General features: G+C 61.7%; 21 protein-coding genes. 7 read left to right on the forward strand and 14 right to left on the reverse strand.

From position 1 onward, the window contains the following. Positions 1-11: 11 nt before the first annotated feature. From G6K99_RS03670 to G6K99_RS03690, 5 genes are all read right to left on the reverse strand, one after another. Complete coding sequence (locus tag G6K99_RS03670; protein ID WP_174195749.1) at positions 12-3,266, reverse strand: maltotransferase domain-containing protein; 3,255 nt, start codon at positions 3,264-3,266, stop codon at positions 12-14. A gap of 133 nt (positions 3,267-3,399) precedes the next feature. Further along, positions 3,400-3,891 (reverse strand): cupin, encoded by a 492-nt coding sequence (locus tag G6K99_RS03675; RefSeq protein WP_174196038.1) that lies wholly within the window; start codon positions 3,889-3,891, stop codon positions 3,400-3,402. A gap of 225 nt (positions 3,892-4,116) precedes the next feature. Then, positions 4,117-5,217: a 3,4-dihydroxy-2-butanone-4-phosphate synthase gene (gene ribB, locus G6K99_RS03680; RefSeq protein ID WP_062453643.1), complete on the reverse strand. Its 1,101-nt coding sequence runs from the start codon at positions 5,215-5,217 to the stop codon at positions 4,117-4,119. 10 nt (positions 5,218-5,227) lie between these two features. Next, complete coding sequence (aroC, locus tag G6K99_RS03685) at positions 5,228-6,325, reverse strand: chorismate synthase (protein WP_062453642.1); 1,098 nt, start codon at positions 6,323-6,325, stop codon at positions 5,228-5,230. 159 nt (positions 6,326-6,484) lie between these two features. Continuing rightward, entirely contained in the window at positions 6,485-9,628 is a 3,144-nt protein-coding gene (locus tag G6K99_RS03690) for a bifunctional diguanylate cyclase/phosphodiesterase (RefSeq protein ID WP_174195750.1), read from the reverse strand. A gap of 297 nt (positions 9,629-9,925) precedes the next feature. Between G6K99_RS03690 and G6K99_RS03695 the strand changes: the two genes are divergently transcribed. Next, positions 9,926-10,186, forward strand: coding sequence for a DUF1344 domain-containing protein (locus G6K99_RS03695; protein ID WP_062453640.1), 261 nt, complete (start codon positions 9,926-9,928; stop codon positions 10,184-10,186). A gap of 23 nt (positions 10,187-10,209) precedes the next feature. On the opposite strand, the gene G6K99_RS03700 is transcribed toward G6K99_RS03695, so the two are convergent. The 4 genes from G6K99_RS03700 to G6K99_RS03715 form a co-directional block, all read right to left on the reverse strand. Continuing rightward, positions 10,210-10,800 (reverse strand): histidine phosphatase family protein, encoded by a 591-nt coding sequence (locus tag G6K99_RS03700; protein ID WP_174195751.1) that lies wholly within the window; start codon positions 10,798-10,800, stop codon positions 10,210-10,212. 7 nt (positions 10,801-10,807) lie between these two features. Beyond that, on the reverse strand, positions 10,808-11,626 hold the full coding sequence (gene fabI, locus G6K99_RS03705; protein WP_062453638.1) for an enoyl-ACP reductase FabI: 819 nt from the start codon (positions 11,624-11,626) through the stop codon (positions 10,808-10,810). Between the two features lie 150 nt (positions 11,627-11,776). After that, positions 11,777-12,946, reverse strand: coding sequence for a DnaJ C-terminal domain-containing protein (locus tag G6K99_RS03710; protein ID WP_174195752.1), 1,170 nt, complete (start codon positions 12,944-12,946; stop codon positions 11,777-11,779). Positions 12,947-13,169: 223 nt separating this feature from the next. Continuing rightward, positions 13,170-13,601, reverse strand: coding sequence for an RT0821/Lpp0805 family surface protein (locus G6K99_RS03715; RefSeq protein WP_174195753.1), 432 nt, complete (start codon positions 13,599-13,601; stop codon positions 13,170-13,172). 84 nt (positions 13,602-13,685) lie between these two features. Here G6K99_RS03715 and pdxH point away from each other — a divergent pair, with 84 nt between their 5' ends. Further along, entirely contained in the window at positions 13,686-14,306 is a 621-nt protein-coding gene (gene pdxH, locus G6K99_RS03720; protein ID WP_062579430.1) for a pyridoxamine 5'-phosphate oxidase, read from the forward strand. A gap of 21 nt (positions 14,307-14,327) precedes the next feature. Here pdxH and G6K99_RS03725 read toward each other — a convergent pair whose 3' ends face one another. The 5 genes from G6K99_RS03725 to G6K99_RS23205 all read right to left on the reverse strand — a co-directional run bounded on the left by G6K99_RS03725 (position 14,328) and on the right by G6K99_RS23205 (position 18,975). After that, on the reverse strand, positions 14,328-15,368 hold the full coding sequence (locus G6K99_RS03725; RefSeq protein ID WP_371816135.1) for a polysaccharide deacetylase family protein: 1,041 nt from the start codon (positions 15,366-15,368) through the stop codon (positions 14,328-14,330). Positions 15,369-15,460: 92 nt separating this feature from the next. After that, positions 15,461-16,252 carry a sulfite exporter TauE/SafE family protein gene (locus tag G6K99_RS03730; protein WP_174195755.1) on the reverse strand — a complete coding sequence of 264 codons (792 nt, stop codon included), beginning with the start codon at positions 16,250-16,252 and terminating at the stop codon, positions 15,461-15,463. A 76-nt stretch (positions 16,253-16,328) separates the two neighbouring features. Then, the gene (locus G6K99_RS03735) at positions 16,329-16,769 is read right to left on the reverse strand and encodes a VOC family protein (RefSeq protein ID WP_062453634.1); all 441 of its coding nucleotides are present in this window, start codon (positions 16,767-16,769) and stop codon (positions 16,329-16,331) included. Continuing rightward, positions 16,766-18,181 (reverse strand): metalloprotease TldD, encoded by a 1,416-nt coding sequence (gene tldD, locus G6K99_RS03740; RefSeq protein WP_062453633.1) that lies wholly within the window; start codon positions 18,179-18,181, stop codon positions 16,766-16,768. The genes G6K99_RS03735 and tldD overlap by 4 nt, the downstream gene beginning before the upstream one ends. Before the next feature lie 122 nt (positions 18,182-18,303). Next, entirely contained in the window at positions 18,304-18,975 is a 672-nt protein-coding gene (locus G6K99_RS23205) for an invasion associated locus B family protein (RefSeq protein ID WP_180215419.1), read from the reverse strand. A 326-nt stretch (positions 18,976-19,301) separates the two neighbouring features. On the opposite strand from G6K99_RS23205, the gene coxB reads away from it, so the two are divergent. The 5 genes from coxB to G6K99_RS03770 all read left to right on the forward strand — a co-directional run bounded on the left by coxB (position 19,302) and on the right by G6K99_RS03770 (position 23,777). After that, positions 19,302-20,186, forward strand: a complete 885-nt coding sequence (coxB, locus tag G6K99_RS03750) for a cytochrome c oxidase subunit II (RefSeq protein WP_062453631.1) — start codon at positions 19,302-19,304, stop codon at positions 20,184-20,186. A 17-nt stretch (positions 20,187-20,203) separates the two neighbouring features. Continuing rightward, on the forward strand, positions 20,204-21,940 hold the full coding sequence (gene ctaD, locus G6K99_RS03755) for a cytochrome c oxidase subunit I (RefSeq protein WP_062579435.1): 1,737 nt from the start codon (positions 20,204-20,206) through the stop codon (positions 21,938-21,940). A gap of 73 nt (positions 21,941-22,013) precedes the next feature. Then, the gene (cyoE, locus tag G6K99_RS03760) at positions 22,014-22,970 is read left to right on the forward strand and encodes a heme o synthase (RefSeq protein ID WP_174195756.1); all 957 of its coding nucleotides are present in this window, start codon (positions 22,014-22,016) and stop codon (positions 22,968-22,970) included. Beyond that, entirely contained in the window at positions 22,967-23,107 is a 141-nt protein-coding gene (locus G6K99_RS03765) for a hypothetical protein (RefSeq protein WP_162734883.1), read from the forward strand. Before cyoE ends, G6K99_RS03765 begins: the two co-directional genes overlap by 4 nt. Positions 23,108-23,132: 25 nt before the next feature. Continuing rightward, on the forward strand, positions 23,133-23,777 hold the full coding sequence (locus tag G6K99_RS03770; protein ID WP_174195757.1) for a cytochrome c oxidase assembly protein: 645 nt from the start codon (positions 23,133-23,135) through the stop codon (positions 23,775-23,777). The last annotated feature ends 45 nt before the right edge of the window (positions 23,778-23,822 follow it).

Here is a 23,822-nt window from a genome sequence, read left to right on the forward strand (position 1 = left end):
CATTCTTGTCTTTAACGGACGCGCCAGATGGAGAATGGCAGGCCGGAGTGAGGGTCGAGGCGGATGCGCTGCACCTTGCCGGTCAATGGAAAGCGATCGCCGCCGATGACATCCTCAAGATCGAGGGTTCCGTGATCCGGAAGGCCGAACGACCACAGCGGCAGTTCGATATCCGCTTCCTGCGCATTGTGCGGATCGAGGTTGACGGCGATCAGCAGCACGTTCTCGCGGCCGGCACTGGCCTTTTCGAAGAACATGATGTTGTCGTTCCAGGCGGGCAGGAGCTGCAGACCGAGATGCGAATGCAGCGCCGGGTTCTCGCGGCGGATGCGGTTGAGAAGCGCGATCTCGCCCTTGATGTGACCCGGACGGTCGTAATCCCAGGCACGGATCTCGTATTTCTCGGAGTCCGCGTATTCCTTGCGCTTGGCGTCCGGGCGTCCCTCGCAAAGCTCGAACCCGTTATAGACGCCCCAGAGGCCCGACAGCGTTGCAGCCAGCGCTGCACGGATCAGATAGGCCGGACGCGGTGCGTTCTGCAGGAAATCCGGGTTGATATCGTGCGTGTTGACGAAGAAGTGCGGACGGAAGAATTCCTTCGGCTCCTCAGTCGTGATCTCGCGCATATACTGCTCGAGCTCCCACTTGGCATTGCGCCAGGTGAAGTACGTATAGGACTGCGAGAAGCCGACCTTGGCGAGACGGTACATCACCTTCGGCTTGGTAAAGGCTTCCGACAGGAAGGCGACGTCCGGATGGCGCGAGCGGATGTCGGCGATCATCCATTCCCAGAATGGAAACGGCTTCGTATGCGGATTGTCGACGCGGAACAGCTTGACGCCGTTATCGACCCACTTCTGGACGACGTCGCGCAGCTCGATCCAAAGCGAAGGCACCGCGTCCTTGGCGTAGAAATCGACGTTGACGATGTCTTCGTATTTCTTCGGTGGGTTTTCGGCGTAGCGGATCGTGCCGTCAGGCCGCCAGTCGAACCAGCCGGGATTGGACTTGAGCCACGGATGGTCGGGCGATGCCTGGATCGCGAGATCGAGGGCAATCTCCAGCCCGTGGTCCTTGGCAGCATCCACCAGCCTGCGGAAATCCTCGAACGTGCCGAGCTCCGGATGGATCGCGTCATGGCCGCCATCTTCCGAGCCGATCGCGTATGGGCTGCCTGGATCTTCAGGGGCCGGCGTCAGCGTGTTGTTCTTTCCCTTGCGGTTGGTCGAACCGATCGGATGCACCGGCGGGAAGTAGAGGACATCAAAGCCCATCTCCCGTATGGCCGGCAAACGTGCGATCACGTCGTCGAACGTGCCGTGACGGTTCGCATCGCCGCTCTGGGAGCGCGGGAACACTTGGAACCAGCTCGCAAACGCTGCGGCCGTCCGCTCGGCATCGACCGGGATCATGGTCGAGCGAACCCGGTGCGGGCGGCGGTCGGCTTCCACCATCAGCTCGGCCGTGTCGGCCAGCAGTAGCGTTTCGATCCGCTTCGGATCGTCCTGCGCCGTCAGCTTGTCGAACAGCACCTTCAATTCGGTCTTGAGGTCACCCGTGGCGTGATCCAGCGCATCAAGCACCAGATTGATGCCTTCCTGGATCTCCAGCCGCAGATCGAGCCGCGCCTCGTGCTTCTTGGTGAATTCGTAGCGGAAGATCTGAAAGGGGTTCTTCCAGGCCTCGATCGCAAACTCGTGGCGACCCATCCGCTTTAGCGGAAACTCCGCCGCCCAGCGGTCGTTGACGACGAGCGTCATCGGCACTTCGGTCCACTGGTCCTCGTCGGCCGCACGCCACATCACCGATGCCGACAGCGGATCGTGCCCGTCGCCGAACACGTCGGCTTCGACCTTGACCGTCTCGCCGACAACCCGCTTCACCACAAAGCGACCGTCATCGACCGACGGAGTGATTTTCTCGATCGCCAGCCGCGGTGTTGCAGCGGCTTCGGCTGCGGTGGAAACCGGAACAGCTTCGATGATCGGCTGCGAGGCATGGCCTTCGAAAACGCGCAGTTCGCCCGGCTTCAGCATGAGATCGGGCGCAAAAATGTCGGCGTCATTCCCCGGCGCCGTCAGCGGCAGGAAAGGGGATGCTGCTTCACGTAGCACGTTGAACGGAGCCTTGGTGACCCTGCGCAAATCGCGGTTCAGCATGACGACGCGGATCTTCGAAGATGCACGGATATCCTCATGGTCGGTCTGCAAGAGCGCCACAGCCTGGGTCTGGCTGGTGGAAATCAGCCTCAGCGGCTGGCGGCCAAACCCGGCCGATGTCTTGTTCGGCGCGGCATTGATGGCACGGATGTCGCTCGACAGGTCGAACACGCCCTGGTCCTTGAGTCCACGCAGACCCATTCCGTCACCGGTCAGCGGGTCGAGTGGGATGGATGAGCCGTATTCGAAGCCCATCGGCACCATGAGGCCGCTGGCGAAGGTCGACGCAAGCTTCAGGGCCCGGACCGCTCTGCGCTCCGACACTTCGGTTCCGTCAATACCATGCGCCATTCGCTTGCCGAACGGGGCTTCCGGAAAGGTGATCTGGTAGCCGAGTTCGCGCTGCACCTCGTATTCGTCGAGGATCCAGCGTTCCTCCATGTTCCACCAGGCAAAGGACGAAAAGCTGCCGTCGAAGCCGACGCCCTTGAGCGCCCCGCGATCTTCAAAACTGGTGCCCGGCGTCCAGGCAAGGAAGATGGTGTCGGAGACGGCACTGCGGGCCGCAGCGATCAGGTCCTTCCAGACGTCGGGCGCGACCTTGCCAATGCCGATGCAGCGGAAGCCGGCGATGCCAAGCCCGGCCAGCCGCGCCAGTCGGCGGCGCCAGTCATCGAGCAGCTGCGTTTCATGAGTGATATCGATCGTGCGGCTGCCGCTTTCCTGCGGCGAACGACGCGGGTCGAATACGACGGCGCTGCCTTGGTTCGAGGCATCGGCGATACGATCGACGGCAATGTCGAGCATCAGCTTGATGCCATGCTCTTTAGCGGCATCTGCCAGTGCCTTCACGCCCTCGTCAACGCTTTCCCCGAGTGCGAGCGCCGGATCAAGCCTGTCCAGGTCTCCGCTGACGAAGATGCTCGTGTCCGCACCGCGTGCAAACAGCGGCGCGCTGAGGACCGTATCGAAGCCGAGATCCTTCGCATGGGCAAAAACCTGGCGCCAATCCTGCAAGCCTTTGAGCATGAGAGGATGCACGTAGTAGATTTGCGGCGGGAGCTTTGACAGCGGGGTGGACGAGGCGAATTGAGGACGCGTGTTCATCTTTATAGCCTTGGGTTGCCGGGCCGTAGAGCGGGTGGCGATCAGCGGGGTAACTGCAAGGCTGCTGTGCTTGTTCCGATAAAATTGTGCCTATCGGATTTTTGCGCACGCATTAGATGTACATGAATGAACCCTAACGGACCCAGTGCCGAAGGAGGGGGCCGTCGCGGCCACGGAGCGGATCGGTCTGCGGCACGGGAAGGCTCGAAATTCGGCTGAGACCCTCAGAATCCGCGGGTCCGGTCTGGAGATCCGCACGCTGTCCTGGCGGATAGGCGCCGACAACCACGAAGTCGCGGCTGGCCTCCAGCCGCATGTGCCCGGTGCCGGCCGGCAACACGATGCAATCGCCGCCATGGACTGAGATTTCGGTGCCATCCGGACCGCCGATCAGCAGCAGGCCGCGACCATTTGCGATGCCGAGGACCTCGTGGGCGCCCGTGTGGTAGTGCTGGTAATCGAATACGCCATCGCGCCAGATGCCCTGCCAGCCGTTTTTCGCAAAAAGGTCTTCGAACAGGCTGGCCGAGTCGCCGACCAGAGGGTCGATGGCAAGGGCGTTGCGGTAGATCAGAGCCGGAAGGTGAGGGTGGTTGGGCACGAAGCCGCTCGGCGGAAACGTCATGCTCTCGACGGTCGTCCTTCCAGCGGAGCCGGCGGGGTCGAGGGCTGGTGGAACGATGTTCAGGCTTCGGGTCACGGACTTGATCCTTGCACGGTTGCGTCTGTCGGACGTCGCCGGCATTTTCCAGCAACGTCCTGAGACTGAACCCGTGCGCAAATGCGATGTTCCCGCGACAACCTCTATTTCAAAAGGTCAGCACGGAAACACGCTCCGCTCAGTGGCCGTTTAGCAGATCACGGTCTCGGCGATCTGGATGCCGAACCCTTCGAGGCCGACGTAATGACGTTCGCTTCTGGTCAGAAGCTTGATCGAAGACACGCCGAGATCGCGCAGGATCTGGGCGCCGAGGCCGATTTCCAGCCACTCGCTGTCGCGGACCTTGGCCTCCGCGTGCGATTCCTCGCCGAATCGGACCTTGCGCGACGTCGTGCTGGCACCGACGCCAACCGAACCCTCGCGCAGATAGATGATGACGCCGCGACCCTCGTCGGCGATCTTTGCCATGTAACGGTCCACGGAGCGCGCCGCGCCGAACACATCGCGCGCTACGTCTTCCAGATGAAGGCGGACCGGAATGTCGACGCCGTCCCTGATATCTCCAAACACGATGGCGACGTGCTGCATCGTCTCCCAGGGCAGGGAGTAGGCGTGTGCCTTGGCCTTGCCCTTCGGGGTCTCGATGTCGAACGTGCCGTGCAGCTCGATCAACGTTTCCTTGCGCTGGCGATAGGCGATGAGATCGGCAACGGACACCTGCTTCAGGCCATGGGTGATCGCAAACTCCGTCACCTGAGGACCGCGCGTCACCGTGCCGTCGTCGTTGACGAGTTCGCAGATCACGCCGATCGGCGGCAGGTTGGCGAGCTTGCACAGGTCGACGGCCGCTTCCGTATGGCCGGAGCGCATCAGAACGCCTCCTTCGCGGGCAATCAGCGGGAAGATGTGGCCGGGACGCACGAAGTCGGCCGGGCCGACATTCGGGTTGGCGAGGTTGCGCACCGTCAGCGTCCGGTCGTCGGCCGAGATCCCGGTCGTCGTGCCGTGCTTGAAATCGACCGTCACCGTGAAGGCCGTCGTATGCGCGCTGTCGTTTTCCGCCACCATGGCGTTGAGGTTCAGGCGCTTGGCTTCGCTGCGCGGCATCGGCGTGCAGACGATACCGGATGTGTGGCGCACGATGAAGGCCATCTTTTCCGGCGTGCAATGGACCGCAGCGACGATCAGATCGCCTTCGTTTTCGCGTCCGTCGTCATCGGTAACAACGACGATTTCGCCGGCTTCGAAGGCGCGGATGGCGTCGACGACGCGCTTCTGATCGTAGGGCATGTGATGATTCCTAGCGGGTTTTACCGGTCTGACCCCGGTCACGGAGAAAATGGTCGGCGATCGTGCAGGCCATCATCGCCTCCCCGATCGGCACGGCGCGGATGCCGACGCAAGGATCGTGGCGACCCTTGGTGCGTACATCCACATTGTTGCCATCAGCGTCGATCGACTGGCGCTCGCTCAGGATCGACGAGGTCGGCTTGATGGCGAAGCGGGCAACGATCGGCTGGCCGGTCGAAATGCCCCCGAGGATGCCGCCGGCATGATTGGAGAGGAAGATAGGCTGGCCATCGTTGCCCATCCGCATCTGGTCGGCATTGTCCTCGCCGGAAAGCTCGGCGGCGGCAAAACCATCGCCGATCTCGACGGCCTTCACGGCATTGATCGACATCAGGCCGGAAGCAATCTCCTGGTCGAGCTTGGCATAGATCGGTGCGCCAAGCCCCGCGGGAACGCCCTCCGCCACCACCTCGACGATCGCGCCGATCGACGATCCGGCCTTGCGGATGCCGTCGAGATAGGTTTCCCAGACAGGCACCATCTCAGGGTCGGGGCAGAAGAACGGGTTCTCGTTGACCTGGCCCCAGTCCCAGTTGTCACGGTTGATCTTGTGCTTGCCGATCTGCACCAGGGCTGCGCGCACGGTCATTCCCGGCACGACCTTGCGGGCAATCGCGCCGGCAGCGACACGCGCTGCCGTCTCGCGGGCCGATGAGCGGCCGCCACCGCGGTAATCTCGAATTCCGTATTTGAGATCGTAGGCAAAATCCGCATGGCCGGGGCGATAGCTGCGGGCGATCTCGCCGTAGTCCTTGGAGCGCTGGTCGGTATTCTCGATCAGCATGGAGATCGGGGTGCCGGTCGAGATCATCGTCTCGCCGTCGGCATCCATCATCACGCCGGAGAGGATCTTGACGATATCGTCCTCGCGCCTCTGGGTCACGAAACGCGACTGTCCGGGCTTGCGCTTGTCCATCCAGGCCTGGATTTCGGCAAGCGTGAAGCGCAGGCCGGGAGGGCATCCGTCCACGACACAGCCGAGCGCCGGCCCGTGGCTTTCGCCCCAGGTCGTGACACGGAAAAGATGACCGAAAGTATTGTGCGACATTTCACTAACCGGCTTCGGAGGGGCCGCCTCCGTCAATCTTGGACGTCAAACTTTGACGCGGATGTCTTATGGAAAAGGTCGGCGGGCGACAAGCCCTTCTTGCCCCATATCGGGCTGTCGATGCCGGACATGGATGCACGGCCGGCCATTCGGTGCCATTCATGCCGCCTGTTTGAGCCAGTCGGCTCTGGCCGCCTCAACGAATTCGTCAAAGGGCAGGGCCTTGGCAAAGGCATAGCCCTGCAGAAGGTCGCAGCCGAGTTCGCGCAGCAATTCCGCATGCTGCATCGTCTCCACACCTTCCGCCACTGTGTCGATGCCGAGCGAGCGGGCAATGTCGACGATCGAGCGGACCATGGTCCGTTCCTGCGGCGCTTCGAGGATCGGCATCACCAGCTGCCGGTCGATCTTCAGCCGCTTCGGTTTCAGCTTCAGCAGCGAGACGATCGAGGTATGACCGGTCCCGAAATCGTCGATCTCGATGTCGATGCCCATTCCCTTGATGCGTTCGATATTGCCCGATACCGACACGTCGCCGTCGTCGAGGAAAATCGACTCCACCAGCTCGAAACAGATCTCGCCGGGTGTGATGGACAGCGACTCGAGGTTCGCGATCAGGTTTTCGTCATGCAGCCGCTTTGACGAGACGTTGACGGAGACCTTCGGCACCTTGAGGCCGAGCGCGGTCCAGCGCATCTTGTCCTTCAGCACCGTCTCAAGCACGATCTGGTCGAGCACCGCCGACACGTTGAGGTCTTCGGCGATCCTCAGGAACCGCGCCGGCGCCAGGATGCCGTGATGCGGATGGTTCCAGCGCAGCAGCGCCTCGGCCCCGGTCAGTTCACCGGTTCTGGCGCAAAACTGCGGCTGGTACCAGGTCACGAACTCGCCGTTGTCGATCGCCGAGAGCACTTCGTCGGCGGTCCGTTTGTGGCTGACGATCTCTTCCTGCAGGTCGAGCGTGAAGAATTCGAAACGGTTGCGGCCGAGGCCCTTGGCCCGGTAGAGCGCGATGTCGGCGTTGACCAGCGTGCGTCGTGCATCGACATTGAGACCGGTTGCCTGCGCAATGCCGATCGAAACGCCGCACCGGCAGGAAAAGCCGTCAAAGTCGAAGGGCTGACGAAACTCGGCGATGATCCGCTGCGAAAGCTCGGCCACGTCCTCGATGGATGCGGAATTGTTCATCAGGATGACGAACTCGTCGCCGCCGATCCGCGCAACGATATCCTCGTCACGCACGTTGCGCGACAGGATCCGGGATGAATGCACCAGCATCGCGTCACCGGCGGCATGGCCCATCGTGTCGTTGATCTGCTTGAACCGGTCGAGGTCGAGATGGAGGATGAAGAACTTCTGCCGCTCCACCTGGCTTGCACGCGAGAGGTGGTCGAGTTCCATGTCCAGTTTGCGGCGGTTCCCAAGCATCGTCAGCGGGTCGTGCAGCGCATTGTGCTCGATGCGGGTCTTGGCCATCTGAAGCTCGACATTGCGAGCATCCGATTCCGCTTTTGCAGACTTGAGCTCGGTCGTCATCACCGCGTCCTTGGTCACGTCGAAGGCGAGGCCGATAAGCTTGCGGGAACCGTCGCGACCGATCACCAGCTGACCGACGGACCGGATATAGCGGAGGCTGCCGTCAGATTGCGGCACGCGAACGATCAGAGCCTCCTCGACGTCGCCGGAAAGGTAACGCATTGCCGCGTCAAGAGCACTCTGGCGATCCTCCGGAACCAGCAGAGACAGCCAGAAGTCGTGGGGAAGGGGGCCGGCAATCGGGGCAACGCCATAAAGCTGGCACATGCGAGCGTCCCATATCTCGCTGCCGGTTGCCGGATCATATTCCCAGACGCCGCATCCGTAGGAACCGAGTGCGAGGTCGAGCTTGCGCGACAGACCTTCCAGTTCCTGCTCCCGGTCCGACAATTCGTCGAGCGCCAGTTCGAGCTCGGCATTCTTGACCTCGCTATTGTCTTTCGCGTCGCGCAGGGTCTGTGCCATCGTCACGTCGGCGGTGACGTCCCAGACGATGCCGGTCGCCTGGATGCCGCGCTCGTTCTGAACCCTCGCACCGGCGGAGCGAAGATGCCGGATGTCGCCGCCGGGCAGGATCAGGCGATAGGTCTCGGTCGATGGGCTGTCGGTGCAGAGAACTGTAAAGAGATGCGCTTCCGCGACAGCCCTGTCCTCAGGCGCGATCGATGCCATCCAGTCATCGAACCTGTTGCCGGTGGTGGCTGACGGATTGGCGTGGAGAGCGGCGGAGCGATCGTCCCAGGAGAGCTGCACACCCTCATCAGTCACTTCCCAGATGCCCATCATCGACGCTTCCATGGCAAGCCCGAACCGTCGCGACAGTGCAAACAGCTTGTTTTCGCGCAGCCGCAGCGTCTCGATATGCCGGTTGCGTTCCGAAATCAGCGAGGTCGCAATGAGCACCGGCAAGACGATCGCAAGCGATGCCAGCGCCAGGATCAACCGGAACCGCATCTGACCGGCGGGCGAAGCGTTCCAGCCGACGCGCGGCGCCGCAAGGATCTGCCAGTCCGTACCCTTGACGGTGATCGACCACCGGACCGGATCGCCGCCCTTTACCGCTTCATTGCCGTAAAACACGGCCTGGTCGGCTCGACTGTTGTCGACGAGCGCGAGATCGAGCCAGTCGAAGACCGTCTCGGACGTTTGTGCCGCGTCGCCAACCTGAGGGCGTGTCGCGGGATCAAGCAGATCGGCGACATCGAGGACGAGAACCAGAGCGCCCCAGAGCCCGGCTTCCTGTCCGCTGGCGGAAGGCACCGGCATGATGAGGGTAAGCCTGCCCGTCTGCGATCCGGTCAGCACGCTTGGGCGCGCCTTGTTGCCGGCCCGGTCGAGATCCGCCTTAAGACCAGCAAGATCGATACCGGTCTCACCGGCCAAGCCGTCGCGGCGGAAGAAGGTCGTTGGTGTGAATCCCGGTGCCGCGATCATTGCGGAAAGGTGCGGCAGGTCGGCGAGTGCCTGACGAGCGGAGGTCTGCATATCGTTGGGCTTGTATCCTGCCTGACCGATCAACGCATTGCGCAGGCTATCGGCGACCGCGAAATCAAGCTCCAGCCGCGAAGCGATCTGACGGGCCGCCGTGCCGGCCGCGCGTGTCGTGGCGGCGTGAATATCGTCGCGATGTTTCTGCACGAATCGGTGATCGAGGACCACCGCGGTGACGATAACTGTCAGCGAAACGAGGAAGGCTGCGACGGCAGGCGCGCATGCACTGCTGAAAGGGCGAAACCTTTCGGTAATGGAGGAACGCCAGAGCGCCAAAACTGAACACCTTCTCGTTAACTCTTGTGACCGGGTATAACTGTATTGTGGCGCAGTTAATTTCCCATTCCACATCCGCCTTAGAGCTGTGAAGCCGCGTTTTATTGGAAATAGTTGGTAAACGCGGTCACTAAACGTTCGATTTGGTCTTAAGGCGTCTTGAATTCGGAAGAATATGGTTAATAATCAAACTGTTGTTTGTAGCGAAAATGTCATGCTGGCGAGCAATTTTCGCCACAATCGGCAGGCTATCTTGCACCGAATTAGTACAGACCGTTTGTTCCAGGGATCTTCATCATGCGTATCCTCATTGCTGCCTTGCTTGCGACCGCCGGTGTTTTCTCGCCGCTGAGCACTTGGGCGCAGAGCGTGGACGTCGAGGCGACGATCAAGACGATCGACGCCAAGTCGCTCAGCCTGACGCTGGACGACGGCAAGACCTACAAGGTGCCGGAAGAGTTCAACTTCGAGGGCCTGAAGGCGGGCGTCAAGGTTCTGGTGTTCTACACGGTCGTCGATGGCAACCGCGTCGTGGACGATCTCGAAATCGTACAGTAAGGGCCGGAACCGGCCTCAGCGGCTCAGAGCCATTCCATCCGGCCGGCGAGCGGCTCCACTTTCAGGATACGGTCCTGATGGATGGCGATGGACGATGCTTCTTCTTCTCCAACGCCGCCGATCAGGCGAAAGATCGACCTGATGACGCCGCCATGGGCAACCGCCACGGTCGGACCGGTCAGAGACTGCATCCAGGCGCCGATGCGCCATGACAGGATTTCGTAGCTCTCGGCAGTTTGGCCCGGCGGAATGAAACTCCATTTCTGGCGCTTTCTTTCCTTCAGCAGCTCGGGCTCGAGTTTTTTGACTTCGGCCAGCGTCTGGCCTTCCCAGTCGCCGAACGAAACTTCCACCAGCCGGTCGTCGGTCCGGTAGGCGAGGGGATCGAGCCCCATCGCTGTGCGCAGCCGCTCCATCGTCTCGCGGGTGCGCGAGAGCGGGCTTGCCACGAAGTCGAAACCGGCGACATCGTCGCCGAGCAGATCTCTCAACGCTTCACCATTGCCGGTAGCCTGAAGACGGCCCGTATCGTTCAGAGGAATATCCTTCTGACCCTGAAGCCGGCCTTCAGCGTTCCAGTCCGTCTGGCCGTGACGGATGACGTAGAGAAGCACGGGGCGCTCAGTCCTTCACGACGGAAATGTCAGGCGCGTCGACGGCCTTCATTCCGATGGCGTGATAGCCGCTATCCGCATGGTGGATTTCACCGGTGACGGAGCGCGACAGGTTCGACAGAAGATAAAGGCCGACATCGCCCACTTCCTCGATCGTGACCGTGCGGCGAAGCGGCGCGTTATACTCGTTCCATTTGAGGATATAGCGGAAGTCGCCGATACCGGACGCGGCAAGCGTCTTGATCGGGCCGGCCGAGATCGCGTTGACGCGGATATTCTTCGGTCCGAGGTCGACCGCCAGGTATTTGACGCTGGCTTCAAGTGCAGCCTTGGCAACGCCCATGACGTTATAGTTCGGCATCACCTTCTCGGCACCGTAATAGGTCAGCGTCAGCATGGCGCCGCCGTCCGTCATCAGCTTTTCGGCGCGGCGTGCGGCCGACGTAAAGGAGTAGACCGAGATCTGCATCGTCTTGGCGAAGTTGTCAGGCGTCGTATCGACATAACGGCCGGTCAGCTCATCCTTGTCGGAGAAGCCGATCGCATGCACGAAGAAGTCGATCTTGCCCCACTTCTTCTCGATATTGGCGAACACCTCATCGATGGTCGACTCGTCGCTCACATCGCAGTGGCCGGCCATGAAAGCGTTGATTTCGGCAGCGAGCGGTTCGACCCGCTTCTTCAGGGCGTCGCCCTGATAGGTCAGAGCAACTTCGCCACCCTGATCGTGAATCGCCTTGGCAATGCCCCATGCAATGGAGCGATTGTTGGCGACACCCATGACGACGCCGCGTTTGCCTGACATGAGGCCGGAAGCCTGAACCATGAATATCCCCTGGAAACTCGATTTGGCCTTGCCTATGACATAGGCAGGGCAAGGGTTCAAGCTTGCGGATACCAACTCATACGCCCACTCTTAGGCGAACGGGGAGGCCAACGTTTCAGCTGTCGCCGGAGCCGGTTGGGGATCGATGTCTTACAGATACAGCCCGTGGCGCATGTGGCGCATCAGATCGGTCACCTTCGGGTCGGGCTTTTCGAGAAGCACAATGCGCAGTTCCGCCACCAGATCGCCGCGGCCGCCTGCATCGTTGTAGAGCCCCATGCCTTCCAGCCGGATCGCCTGATCGGACCCCGACCATGCGGGAACCGCGATCGTCTGCTCGCCTTCAGGCGTCTTCAGCATCGGCTCGGCGCCGAGAACGGCGTCTTCGAGGGAGATCGGCAAAATGGTGTGGATATCGAAACCGCTCACCCGGAAATCCGCATGCTTGGCCACTTTCAGGGTCACCACGAGATCGCCCTGCTTCATCCCGGGAAGCTTCAGCCCCTGGCCCTTCAGCCGCACAACATGACCCTCGGTCATGCCCGCGGAAAGCGAAACGCGCACGTCACGATCGTCGCTGGAATGCACGATGACCGAACCCCTGTTGAGAAGGTCTTCGATCGTCACGACGGCTTCGGCCAGAAGATCCGGCGCCGTTTCGAGAACGGTCACGGTTTCGCCGCGGATGCGCCGCAGCAGCGTGTTGAGAATACCGGAACCCATTCCGGTGGTCTGCGGGGCCGGGCGGCTACCGGGACCCTCATCCGTTGCATCGGCTCCTGTCGCGTCGCTTTTCGACGATGGACGAGCGGCCTGCGCGGTCGACGCCTCGTCTGCGGTTTTCTTCTGTCCGGAGTCGGCGGTCTGGCCGTCTGGCGAGACGCCGAAGATACGCTCGACCATGTCTTCGGCCGGTTCCGGCGGAGCATCGCCGCGGGCCTTGCCGTTCTGCTGTTGCTGCTGCGCTTGGGATTGAAGCACTTCGGCCTGCGCCCGCTTGGCGCTGGCACGGGCAAGCTCTTCCATCACTTTTGCCGCGCGCTCGCGGGAAGCCTTGGCACGCATTTCCGCTTCGCGGGCTGCCTGGCGCTGCTGCATGAATGTCTGTTGAAGAGCGGATGCGCGGTCGTAGCGCTTGCGCCGCTCGGGATCCTTCAGCACCTCATAGGCCTGGCCCATTTCGGCGAAGCGCTCGCCGGCATCGGGGTCGTCCTGGTTCTGATCGGGATGTATGGTCTTTGCCTTCGAACGCCACGCCGATTTTATCTCGTCAGCGTTGGCGCTCCGATTGACGCCGAGAATAGAGTAGGGATCGCGCATTTTGAAACCACCCGTAAAGCTTGGGGCGGTGGGTCGCGTATCCAATTCCGGACCCCCCGTAACTCAACAACTCTCGCGGCAGCCTTCGGTTCCTCATGCCCCGAGGCTGGCCGGATCACAGGCAGTAACCGTATGGAGGAATTGCTGAATCAGAGGTTACGGAGAGAAGGTCGATGCATGTTACGGTAAACAAAACGTTTACCGTACAGTGCTGGCCTTAACACTACTGGCGGTCAAATGCCGTGAGCGACCAGTCGCCCGTTTCGGTCCGGCATGCCTGACCGGAAAACAGCGATATTCCTTCATAGGAATGGCGGCTGGTGGTGAAGGCGCGGCAGAGTAGGCCGGCGCTCCGGTCCTCGTGGATCGAGGAGACGACACCGGCACTGCCGGTCGCCGAATTTGCCCAGGGAAGGGGGTTCGCACCCACCTTGGCGAGATCGGCCGAGGTCACGGCATTGCGCACGGTGGCTTCGTCCGATTGCGGATCACCCGCTTTTGGCTTGCTGGGAATGCTGCTCGTCGAGATACTACGATCGACCTTGTCCGATCCGCCGAACACATCCATGCTGGTGCAGCTGCCAAGCGAACCGCACAGTGCGACGATCGCGATGATTCGCAGGCTGGCGCCATTCAGGCTCTTTGTACGGCACATCGAATTTGCTATCACAATCACCTTGCATCCTGTCCGGCCAAGTGTCTCGGGCATGTTCATCAGATCGGGAGCACTTTAGTCAATATGTCGGAAAACGGGTTAACAAGCGGTGACTTCACGCAGGAAAGTGAACCCTTCACCTTATTTGGGTCGTGGTTGAAGGATGCCGAATCCAGCGAGATCAACGATCCGAACGCCGTCGCGCTTGCGACCGTCGATGAACATGGGCTTCCCAATGTGCGAATGGTCCTGCTGAAGGGCTACGACGAGGACGGGTTTGTATTCTATACGAATTTCGAAAGCCAGAAGGGCGAGGAAATTCTCGGCCAGAAAAAGGCTGCGATGGTCTTTCACTGGAAGTCACAGAGACGTCAGGTGCGTCTGCGCGGCCCCGTCGAGATCGTCAGCGATGCCGAAGCGGATGCCTATTATGCAACGCGGCCACGCGGAAGCCGAATCGGCGCCTGGGCCTCGAAACAGTCACGGCCGCTCGAAGGCCGTTTCGCGCTGGAAAAATCCGTGGCCGAATACACCGCGAAATTTGCGATCGGCGAGATACCGCGGCCACCGCACTGGTCCGGTTTCCGCATCCGTCCCGTGTCGATCGAGTTCTGGCACGATCGACCGTTCCGCCTGCATGACCGGATCGAATTCCGCCGCGATACGCCAGACGGTGCCTGGGAAAAGGTGCGGATGTATCCGTGAGCGACCGATGAGAGCTTGCGCCTAGCGCGCAAGCTTGAAGGGAATGCCCGAGGCGAGCGCCGACACATAGCGCGCCCGCTGGTAATGGCCGTTCAGCGAAATCCGCGGCAGACCCGTCAGCCGGGTCAGCCATTTCTCGCAGATCGTGCCCGGCTGGGTCGTGACGGCGACCGAAAAGCCGAGGTCGCGGGCGATGCGGTAGTCGCGCTCGCCCACCGCCTTCCGCGTGCCGTAGGGATAGGCGATCGTGGTCGGCCGTATCCCGGTCAGTTCTTGAACATAGTCGGCAGAACTCGACATCTCGGCCCGCGCCTGCGCTTCCGATAGCCGCCCGACGGCGCGATGACTGATTGTGTGGGCGCCAAGTGTTGCGAGCTTGTGCCGCGAAAGTTCGCGCAGCTCGGCCGGATCCATCGTCAGGTCGGCGGTCATCTGCAACGGGTCGATACCGTGGCACCGCACAAGCGCATCCATCCTGGAAACGGCACTTGCTTCGTCATCGCGAAACACGAGATCGGCAAACCGGTCGAAGGCGTCGAACTTCTGCTCTTCACAGCCGAGCTCGATCCGCTCGGGTCCATTGCCGAAATCGAAACTCAGCTCCCGCTCGCGACCGATCAGGTCCGCCATTGTCTCCCACCACATCGAATGGGTCCGCTCCGCAAAGCCGCGGGCGACGAAAACGGTGAATGGCACGCCGTATTTCTCGAATACCGGCAGCGCATGTTCGGCGTTGTTGCGATAGCCATCGTCAAGCGTGAAGGCTGCAAACGGCTGGCCAGCCGGATTGGCAAGCCGCTCCGGCACGTCGTCCAGCGGCACGAACGCGTATCCATCCGCCGAGAGCCGTTCGATCGCATCGGCCAGGAATTCCGGGGTAACCTCCAGATGACCGCTCGGCTGGAACGCGAGCGATTGTTTGGGGCGCACGTGATGAAGCGTGAAGATAGAACCACGACCGCGCGCACCTGCCAGCATGCCGGCCCGCGCGAGTGCTGCCGACGCCTCGAGACCCGTCGTCGTGACCTGACGTTTCAGGCCACGGATCCATGCCGCCGGCAACTTTGCTTTCAAATTCACCATCGTCGCCACGCCCGTTCAACCCCGAGATGCAACCTACCGTGTCAGCCGTTAAGCGTTGCTGAAGACCTGTTTTAGCGAATCATGCCGTCAAACAGCGGCAGGCCGATCAGGGCGGCGGATGCGATCAGGCAAAAGCAGATATGCCGGAACGTCGCCTCGCTCGCACGCCCGAACAGCCGTGAACCCGCGTAAAGCCCGATCCCGTAGCCCGGTCCTGCGATCAGCGCGATCAACAGCACCTCGAACGTCAGGATGCCGCCGATCAGATAGGACACTGACGAGATGACGCTGGCGAGCGCAAAATAGAGGACAAGGTTTGCCCTGACGACATCAGGTGCCGTCGCGCCGCCAAGCCAGTAGGCAACGATCGGCGGTCCCGACATCTGCGCCGCACCGCCGAACAGGCCGGCAAGCGCCCCGACGCCGATGGTCAGCGGCGCCTTAGGCCGTCCGTGGTAGCGCCAGCCCGAGATCAGGAACACGAGAAGGCACAACACGACGACCGAGATGATCCAGCGCAGGGTGACGGAGGGAAGCAGCGCCAGCGCCGCCGCACCGACGGGCACGCCGACGACGGCACCCATCATCATCGTGAACACCTCGCGCCGGTTTGCCCTTCGCCAGCCGTCCGGCACCATCCCGAGCGTCATCACGCCATCGATGACCAGCAGCAGCGCCGCCGCGAGTTTCGGACCGATCGCCGTGCCTGCCAGCGGGACGAAGATCAGGGCGCCACCAAATCCCGAGAACCCGCGGGCAAGGCCGGCGATCATGGCGGCTGAGAACACGAAGGCGAGTTCACCCGGCGAATGGCCGGGAAGCCAGAGGCTGAACATGTCGGCAATGGGGGTGGAGGAGGGCATGGATCGGCTTGCACTGTTACAAAGCCGGCAACTGCAGGGATTTGGCCGAAAGTGTCAAGCCGTCACGCCGACGGGTTCAGAGCGGCAGGGGCCGCTCTCCCAGATGTTCGAACAGCCGCAGCAGATAGCCATCCGGGTCGGCAACAATGAACTGCCGATTGCCCACCTCATGATCGCCGCGGCGATACCACTTGTCTTCCGGTTCGAGCTGAAGGGGCACGCCCGCTGCCTGCAGCCGCGTCAGGATCGCTCCCGACGACGGAACCTCGATCTGCAGGTTCAAGCCGCGACCGAACGGATAGGCGGGGGACGCCCCGTCGGGCAGAGCAAAATCTCGGCCGATACCGATCTGGTCGATCATCAGTTGCGCCTGGCCAAGCGCCAGGAATGCAAACCCTTCGTCCGGACGGTCATAGACGATATCGAAACCGATCAGCTCGCAGTAGAAATCGCAGCTTTTGCGCCAATCGCTGACGGAGAGCTCGGGAACCAGCGCGTTGGATCGGTGCCGCGTCACGCCTTGGTGCCGCCCACCGTGACCTGATCCATCCGCAGATGCGGCTGGCCGACGCCAACTGGCACCCACTGGCCGCCCTTGCCGCAATTGCCGATGCCGGTGTCAAGCTTCAGGTCGTTGCCGACCATCGAGATGCGCTTCATCGCGTCCGGTCCGTTTCCGATCAGCATCGCACCCTTGACCGGCGCGCCGATCTTGCCGTTCTCGATCATGTAGGCCTCGGTGCAGCCGAACACGAACTTGCCGGAGGTGATGTCCACCTGTCCGCCGCCGAAGGACACGGCATAGATGCCCTTCTTGACCGATGCGATGATCTCTTGCGGGGACTTGTCGCCGCCCAGCATGAATGTGTTGGTCATGCGCGGCATAGGGATGTGCGCATAGCCCTGGCGGCGGCCGTTGCCGGTGGGTGCCACACCCATCAACCGCGCATTCTGGCGGTCCTGCATGTAGCCGACCAGCTTTCCGTCCTCGATCAGGACGTTATAGGCCGAAGGCGTGCCTTCGTCATCGACGGTGAGCGACCCGCGGCGGTTGTCGATCGTGCCGTCGTCGACGACGGTGACGCCGGGGGCTGCCACCATCTCGCCCATCAGACCGGCAAAGGCCGACGTCTTCTTGCGGTTGAAATCGCCTTCCAGCCCGTGGCCGACAGCCTCGTGCAGCATCACGCCCGGCCAGCCATTGCCAAGCACCACATCCATCGTACCGGCCGGTGCGTCGATCGCCTCGAGATTGACCAGTGCCTGGCGAAGCGCCTCGTCGGCGCCTGCCTGCCAGTTGCCGGTCGCGACGAAATCGCCGAACCCGATCCGGCCGCCGGTGCCGAACGAACCCGATTCCTGGCGGTCGCCGTCACCCACGACGACCGAAATGTTGATGCGCGTCATCGGCCGGATGTCCTGCACCCGGTGCCCATCGGCTCGCAGGATGTCGACCACCTGCCAGCTGGCGGCAAGGCTTGCCGAAACCTGCCGTACCTTAGGATCCTTGGCGCGCAGATAGGCGTCGATCTCGGTCAGAAGCTTCGCCTTGGCCTCGAAGCTCGGAGAGCCGATCGGGTTCTCGTCGCCATAGTACTTCTTGTTGGTGCGCTGGGGTGCGGCGGCATAGGAGCCGGAATGGTTGGCGGTGACGGCGCGCACGGCATCGGAAGCGCGCGATAGCGCGGACGCCGAAAGCTCGCCCGCATGCGCATACCCGACAGCCTCGCCGGCGACGGCGCGCAGGCCAAAACCCTGGTCGGTGTTGAACGAACCACCCTTCAGGCGGCCATTGTCGAACGAAAGCGATTCCGCCTGGGCATGCTCGAGATAGAGCTCGCCATCGTCAGCGCCTGACAGCGCCTGGCTCAGGATCGAACGCAGCTTCGTCTCGTCGCAATCGAAGAGGGAGATCAGGTCGGTGTTCATTGTTCTATGCTCCGCTTGCGCACGTCAGTGCATTCGGGACCGAGGGGCGCGAATGCATACGCGCCCAAGTCGAGATATCTGGAGCCCGATGTAGTTCCGGCAATCCGCCGAAACAAGCGTCTTTACGGAAGCGCGTCGTAGCCGGGGCCAAAACCGTTGAGCTCGATCGGGATGCCGACGCGGTCCTGATCAGCGGACTCGCGCAGCGCGAACACGGCGTTCTTGCCGGCGCGAAGGATGCGCATCAGCTCGTCGTCGATTTCCACTTCCACATAGCAGCCTTCCGAGAAGCAGCGGGTGAAATAGGCGCGGCCGATATTGTTGCTGTCGACATAGAGCTCCATGCCGTCCTTCAGGAGAACGCCGAGCGGGGCAAGGATGCGCAGGATGCGCGCCTTGCGGTCGGCGGTCTTGAGGACGACGACGGACAGGCCGACTTCCGGGCGATCTTCGGCGATCACGTTCTGCATCATCGCGCACTGCTCGACGGAGGCACCGGCCGGCTTGTCGCAGATGATCGACCAGGCGCCGTGGTTTTCCTTCACGTTGCCGGGCTGTGCCGGAGAACCGGGGGCAGGGCTCTGTGGCGCCTGCTGTGCATTCTGCCCGGTCTTCGGTGCGGCACCAGTCGATGGGGCAGGGGCCGATGGGGCAGGAGCCGGCGCGGAAGGAGCCGGTGCCGATGGGGTATTGGGAGTCGGCCGAGGTCCCGGCTGCTGCGCGAGTGCGGGTAATGCGACGGCCCCCGCAAGCATCAAGGCAAGGCAGGCGCGAAGGCGGTAGGGACGACCCATGTAGACCTCTAAACGGACGAATCAGTGTGACTATTCTTGGCGGTCCTACGCCGAAATGAAAGGCCTCGCTCTCTTTTCAGCCGAGTACGGCGAAAATGGGACTTGAGAGGTTTGCGACCGTGCGGCGCCATCTCGTCAAGCAATGCCGCATGTTCCTGACGGCGCAGGCACTCGGCCGCATGCCGATAGGTTCAAAATGCCGCATGAGCAATGCCGCGCAGATATTGCGACGACCCGCAAACTGTGATTGAACCAAACGAGGCGCTTGAATTCCGCATGCCGTTCGATCGCGGGACTCGGGCGCATGGGAGAGAGGGTTTATCGTTATGTTGAGAGCTTACGCCGCAATGGCGTCGCTTATCTGTCTTTTCACGGCTTCGCTGGCCCATGCGGACCAGCCGAGGCCATGGCAGATGGATTTGCAGGCGCCCGCGTCACCGATCATGCACCAAATTCGCTGGTTCGAGCACTATACGCTCTGGTTCATCGTGCCGGTGACATTGCTCGTTCTGGTGCTGCTGATCATGGTTGCGGTCAAGTTCCGCGCCAGCCGCAATCCGGTTGCCTCGCGCACCAGCCACAACACGGTCATCGAGATCGTCTGGACCGTGGCGCCGGTGCTGATCCTGTTCTTCCTCGCCATCCCGTCCTTCAACCTTCTGAACGCACAGCTGGAAATTCCGGATGCGGACATGACGGTCAAGGCCACCGCCACCCAGTGGCAGTGGAACTACGAATATGAGGGTTCCGGCGAAACGCCCGTCGCCTTCGACAGCTACATGCTGAAGGATCCGGATCGCGCTGCCGCCGGCAAGACCGATATCGATCGCTATCCGCGGCTTCTTGCCGTCGACAACGAAATGATCATTCCGGTCGGCAAGACGGTACGCATGCTGGTGACGGCAGCGCCGTCCGACGTGATCCACGCCTTCGCCATGCCGGCCTTCGGCGTCAAGATCGATGCCGTTCCCGGCCGTCTCAACGAGACCTGGTTCAAGGCCGATCGCGAGGGGATGTATTACGGCCAGTGTTCCGAGCTTTGCGGCAAGGATCACGCCTATATGCCGATCGCCATCCACGTCGTCTCCGAGGAAAAGTACAACACCTGGCTTGCCCAGGCCGCCAGCGACCTTCCCGGTGCTTATAAAGCACTGGTCGCCGATGCCGGCACGGCCAAGCCCGCCGACGGCCTTGCCGTCGCTGCGAAGTAATCAGGAGGCTGACGATAATGGCCGGACATACCACTCACACGGATCCCCATGGCGCTCACGCCCATGACGACCATGCTCATGATGCCCATGCCCGCGCGTCTCACGACGATGCGCATGCGCATGGCGATCATCATTCCCACACACCGGGCTTTGCCGCCCGCTGGCTGTTTTCGACCAACCACAAGGATATCGGTACGCTCTATCTGATCTTCGCGATCATGGCGGGCGTCCTCGGCGGCCTTCTGTCGGTTGCGATGCGCATGGAGCTGCAGGAACCTGGCATCCAGATCTTCCACGGTCTGGCGGCCATGGTCTACGGTTTCGAGGGCGATGCCGCGATCGATGGCGGCAAGCACATGTACAACGTGTTCACCACCGCGCACGCCCTGATCATGATCTTCTTCATGGTCATGCCGGCGATGATCGGCGGTTTTGCCAACTGGATGGTGCCGATCATGATCGGCGCGCCTGACATGGCCTTCCCGCGTCTGAACAACATTTCCTTCTGGCTGATCATCCCGGCATTCCTGCTTCTGATGCTGTCGATGTTCGTCGAGGGACCATCCGGTGCCTATGGCGCGGGCGGCGGCTGGACCATGTATCCGCCGCTGTCGACCTCGGGTCATCCGGGTCCGGCCGTCGATCTGGCAATCCTTGCGCTCCACGTCGCAGGCGCCTCGTCGATCCTCGGCGCGATCAACTTCATCACGACGATTCTCAACATGCGCGCTCCGGGCATGACGCTGCACAAGATGCCGCTGTTTGCCTGGGCCGTTCTCGTCACCGCCTTCCTGCTGCTTCTGTCTCTGCCGGTTCTCGCCGGTGCCATCACCATGGCGCTGACCGACCGCAATTTCGGAACCACGTTCTTCTCGCCTGAAGGCGGCGGCGATCCGATCCTTTACCAGCACCTGTTCTGGTTCTTCGGTCATCCGGAAGTCTACATCCTGATCCTGCCCGGCTTCGGCATCGTCAGCCACATCATCTCGACCTTCTCGAAAAAGCCGGTCTTCGGCTATCTCGGCATGGCCTATGCGATGGTGGCAATCGGCGCGGTCGGCTTCATCGTCTGGGCCCACCACATGTACACGGTCGGCCTGTCGCTTGATGCGCAGCGCTACTTCGTGTTCGCAACCATGGTGATCGCGGTGCCGACCGGCATCAAGATCTTCTCCTGGATCGCGACGATGTGGGGTGGCTCGATCACCTTCAAGGCGCCGATGGTCTGGGCAATCGGCTTCATCTTCCTGTTTACCGTGGGCGGCGTCACCGGCGTCCAGCTCGCCAATGCCGGCCTCGACCGGTCGCTGCACGACACCTATTACGTGGTGGCTCACTTCCACTACGTCCTGTCGCTCGGCGCCGTATTTGCAATCTTTGCCGGCTGGTATTACTGGTTCCCGAAAATGTTCGGCTACATGTATAGCGAGAAGGTGGCGCACCTGCATTTCTGGGTGATGTTCGTGGGCGTGAACCTGGTGTTCTTCCCGCAGCATTTCTTAGGCCTCGCCGGCATGCCACGCCGCTATATCGATTATCCGGATGCCTTCGTGGGCTGGAACTACATCTCCTCGATCGGTTCCTACATCTCCTTCGCCGGTGTTCTGGTCTTCCTCTTCGGCGTCTGGGAAGCCTTCGCCAAGAAGCGTGTCGCCGGCGACAATCCATGGGGTGAAGGCGCAACGACGCTCGAGTGGCAGCTGTCTTCGCCGCCGCCTTACCACCAGTGGGAACAGCTGCCGCGCATCCGCTAAAGGCAGCGTCCCAAACAAGGGACATCGCGTGTGACACGCGCTGTCCCCTGAAATTGCAAGGTTTTTAGGTCTCATGACAGTTATCGATGATCGCGACGCTCTCGGCAATGACGCAGGCCTGTTCCTGTCAGAAGCGGGCGCACGCGATTTCTTCGAACTTCTGAAGCCGCGGGTCATGTCGCTCGTCGTCTTCACGGCGTTCGCGGGTCTCGTTCTGGCGCCCGGCACGCTCAATCCGGTTCTCGCTGTAATTTCGGTCCTCTGCATCGCGGTGGGCGCCGGCGCGTCCGGCGCTCTCAACATGTGGTACGACGCCGATATCGACGCGGTCATGACCCGCACCGCCAAGCGCCCAATTCCTGATGGTCGCGTGCGGCCGAGCGAGGCGCTTGCCTTCGGCCTGACGCTTTCGGTGTTTTCGGTGGCGATCCTCGGCCTTGCCGTCAACTGGCTGGCCGCCGGTCTGCTCGCCTTCACCATTTTCTTCTACGCCGTCGTCTATACGATGTGGCTGAAGCGCTCGACGCCCCAGAACATCGTTATCGGCGGTGCCTCCGGTGCATTCCCGCCCATGATCGGCTGGGCCTGCGTCACCGGCGGCATCTCGCTCGATAGCGTGATCCTTTTCCTCATCATCTTCCTCTGGACGCCTGCCCACTTCTGGGCGCTGGCGCTCTACAAGATGCGCGATTACGGCTCGGTCGGCGTGCCGATGATGCCGAACGTCGCCGGCGAGCGTTCCACCAAGATCCAGATGTTCGCCTATGCGGTTCTGACGGCTGTTCTCGGCGTCGCACCCAGCTTCACCGGCCTTGCCAGCATCGGCTACGGCATTTTTGCCGGCGTGCTGGGGCTCATCTTCATTGCCTGTTCCATCTCAGTCCTGCGCATGCCTGAAGGCGATGAGCGGATGGTGCCGGCCCGCAAGATGTTCGGTTACTCGATCTTTTATCTCTTCATCATCTTCTCCGCGCTGCTTGCCGACCACGCGGCAGCCGGTGTGGCGACCCTGATCGGAAACCTTCTATGATTGACACCGTCAAGCTCAACGACGCCCAGAGAAAGTCCCGCCGCAACAGAAATGTGGCGCTGGGACTGGTCCTCGCCGGGCTGGTCGTCCTTTTCTACGTGATGACGCTGGTCAAAGTCGGCGGCGTCGGCAACTGACCCAGAAAGCTTGAGGAGGAGGCAAATGGGAGGAGAGGTTCACGGGAATGGTCAGGGCAACGCCCAACGGCCGGGCCATGGTCAGGCAAAGCGGGTCAGCAATGCCGCGATCTTTGCCGGCTGCGCTGTGTTCGTCACCTGCATGGTGGGCGCAGCCTATGCGTCCGTACCGCTCTACCGCCTCTTCTGTCAGGTAACCGGCTATAACGGCACCACCCAGCGCAGCGAGCAATATTCCGATACGATCCTCGACAAGACCATCAAGGTCACGTTCGATGCCAACGTGTCGCCCGGCCTGAACTGGGATTTCAAACCGTCGAAACCGGTGGAACTGAAGATCGGCGAGACCGGGCAGGTGTCGTTTACCGCGAAGAACCGTTCGCCGGTGGCGACGACTGGAACCGCGGTCTTCAACGTCACCCCCATGGAGGCGGCGGTCTATTTCAACAAGGTCCAGTGCTTCTGCTTCACCGAGCAGACGCTGCAGCCGGGCCAGACGATCGATATGCCGGTCGTCTTCTTCGTCGATCCGGAGATCGTCAAGGCGAACGAGACGAAGAACATCAAGACCATTACCCTGTCCTACACCTTCTATCCGGGCAAGGAGCCGCCGCCGAAGCCGGTTGCGGCCTTGCGGAATGAAGTGCAGGATAAGGGCAGTAAGCTTTAAAATGGCCCGCCGGTTTTGGCGGGTGGAACACTTGCGGTAAGCACC

Origin of the sequence: Neorhizobium sp. AL 9.2.2 (assembly GCF_013317225.1) — a bacterium.
Classification (GTDB): Bacteria; Pseudomonadota; Alphaproteobacteria; order Rhizobiales; family Rhizobiaceae; genus Neorhizobium; species Neorhizobium soli.

What these genes read in the sequence shown, in the direction of transcription:
- G6K99_RS03670 (WP_174195749.1), bottom strand. Translation starts at nt 3,266, where the DNA reads ATGAACACGCGTCCTCAATTCGCCTCGTCCACCCCGCTGTCAAAGCTC.
- G6K99_RS03675 (WP_174196038.1), bottom strand. Translation starts at nt 3,891, where the DNA reads ATGACGTTTCCGCCGAGCGGCTTCGTGCCCAACCACCCTCACCTTCCG.
- ribB (WP_062453643.1), bottom strand. Translation starts at nt 5,217, where the DNA reads ATGCCCTACGATCAGAAGCGCGTCGTCGACGCCATCCGCGCCTTCGAA.
- aroC (WP_062453642.1), bottom strand. Translation starts at nt 6,325, where the DNA reads ATGTCGCACAATACTTTCGGTCATCTTTTCCGTGTCACGACCTGGGGC.
- G6K99_RS03695 (WP_062453640.1), top strand. Translation starts at nt 9,926, where the DNA reads ATGCGTATCCTCATTGCTGCCTTGCTTGCGACCGCCGGTGTTTTCTCG.
- fabI (WP_062453638.1), bottom strand. Translation starts at nt 11,626, where the DNA reads ATGGTTCAGGCTTCCGGCCTCATGTCAGGCAAACGCGGCGTCGTCATG.
- G6K99_RS03710 (WP_174195752.1), bottom strand. Translation starts at nt 12,946, where the DNA reads ATGCGCGATCCCTACTCTATTCTCGGCGTCAATCGGAGCGCCAACGCT.
- G6K99_RS03715 (WP_174195753.1), bottom strand. Translation starts at nt 13,601, where the DNA reads ATGTGCCGTACAAAGAGCCTGAATGGCGCCAGCCTGCGAATCATCGCG.
- pdxH (WP_062579430.1), top strand. Translation starts at nt 13,686, where the DNA reads ATGTCGGAAAACGGGTTAACAAGCGGTGACTTCACGCAGGAAAGTGAA.
- G6K99_RS03730 (WP_174195755.1), bottom strand. Translation starts at nt 16,252, where the DNA reads ATGCCCTCCTCCACCCCCATTGCCGACATGTTCAGCCTCTGGCTTCCC.
- tldD (WP_062453633.1), bottom strand. Translation starts at nt 18,181, where the DNA reads ATGAACACCGACCTGATCTCCCTCTTCGATTGCGACGAGACGAAGCTG.
- G6K99_RS23205 (WP_180215419.1), bottom strand. Translation starts at nt 18,975, where the DNA reads ATGGGTCGTCCCTACCGCCTTCGCGCCTGCCTTGCCTTGATGCTTGCG.
- coxB (WP_062453631.1), top strand. Translation starts at nt 19,302, where the DNA reads ATGTTGAGAGCTTACGCCGCAATGGCGTCGCTTATCTGTCTTTTCACG.
- ctaD (WP_062579435.1), top strand. Translation starts at nt 20,204, where the DNA reads ATGGCCGGACATACCACTCACACGGATCCCCATGGCGCTCACGCCCAT.
- cyoE (WP_174195756.1), top strand. Translation starts at nt 22,014, where the DNA reads ATGACAGTTATCGATGATCGCGACGCTCTCGGCAATGACGCAGGCCTG.
- G6K99_RS03765 (WP_162734883.1), top strand. Translation starts at nt 22,967, where the DNA reads ATGATTGACACCGTCAAGCTCAACGACGCCCAGAGAAAGTCCCGCCGC.
- G6K99_RS03770 (WP_174195757.1), top strand. Translation starts at nt 23,133, where the DNA reads ATGGGAGGAGAGGTTCACGGGAATGGTCAGGGCAACGCCCAACGGCCG.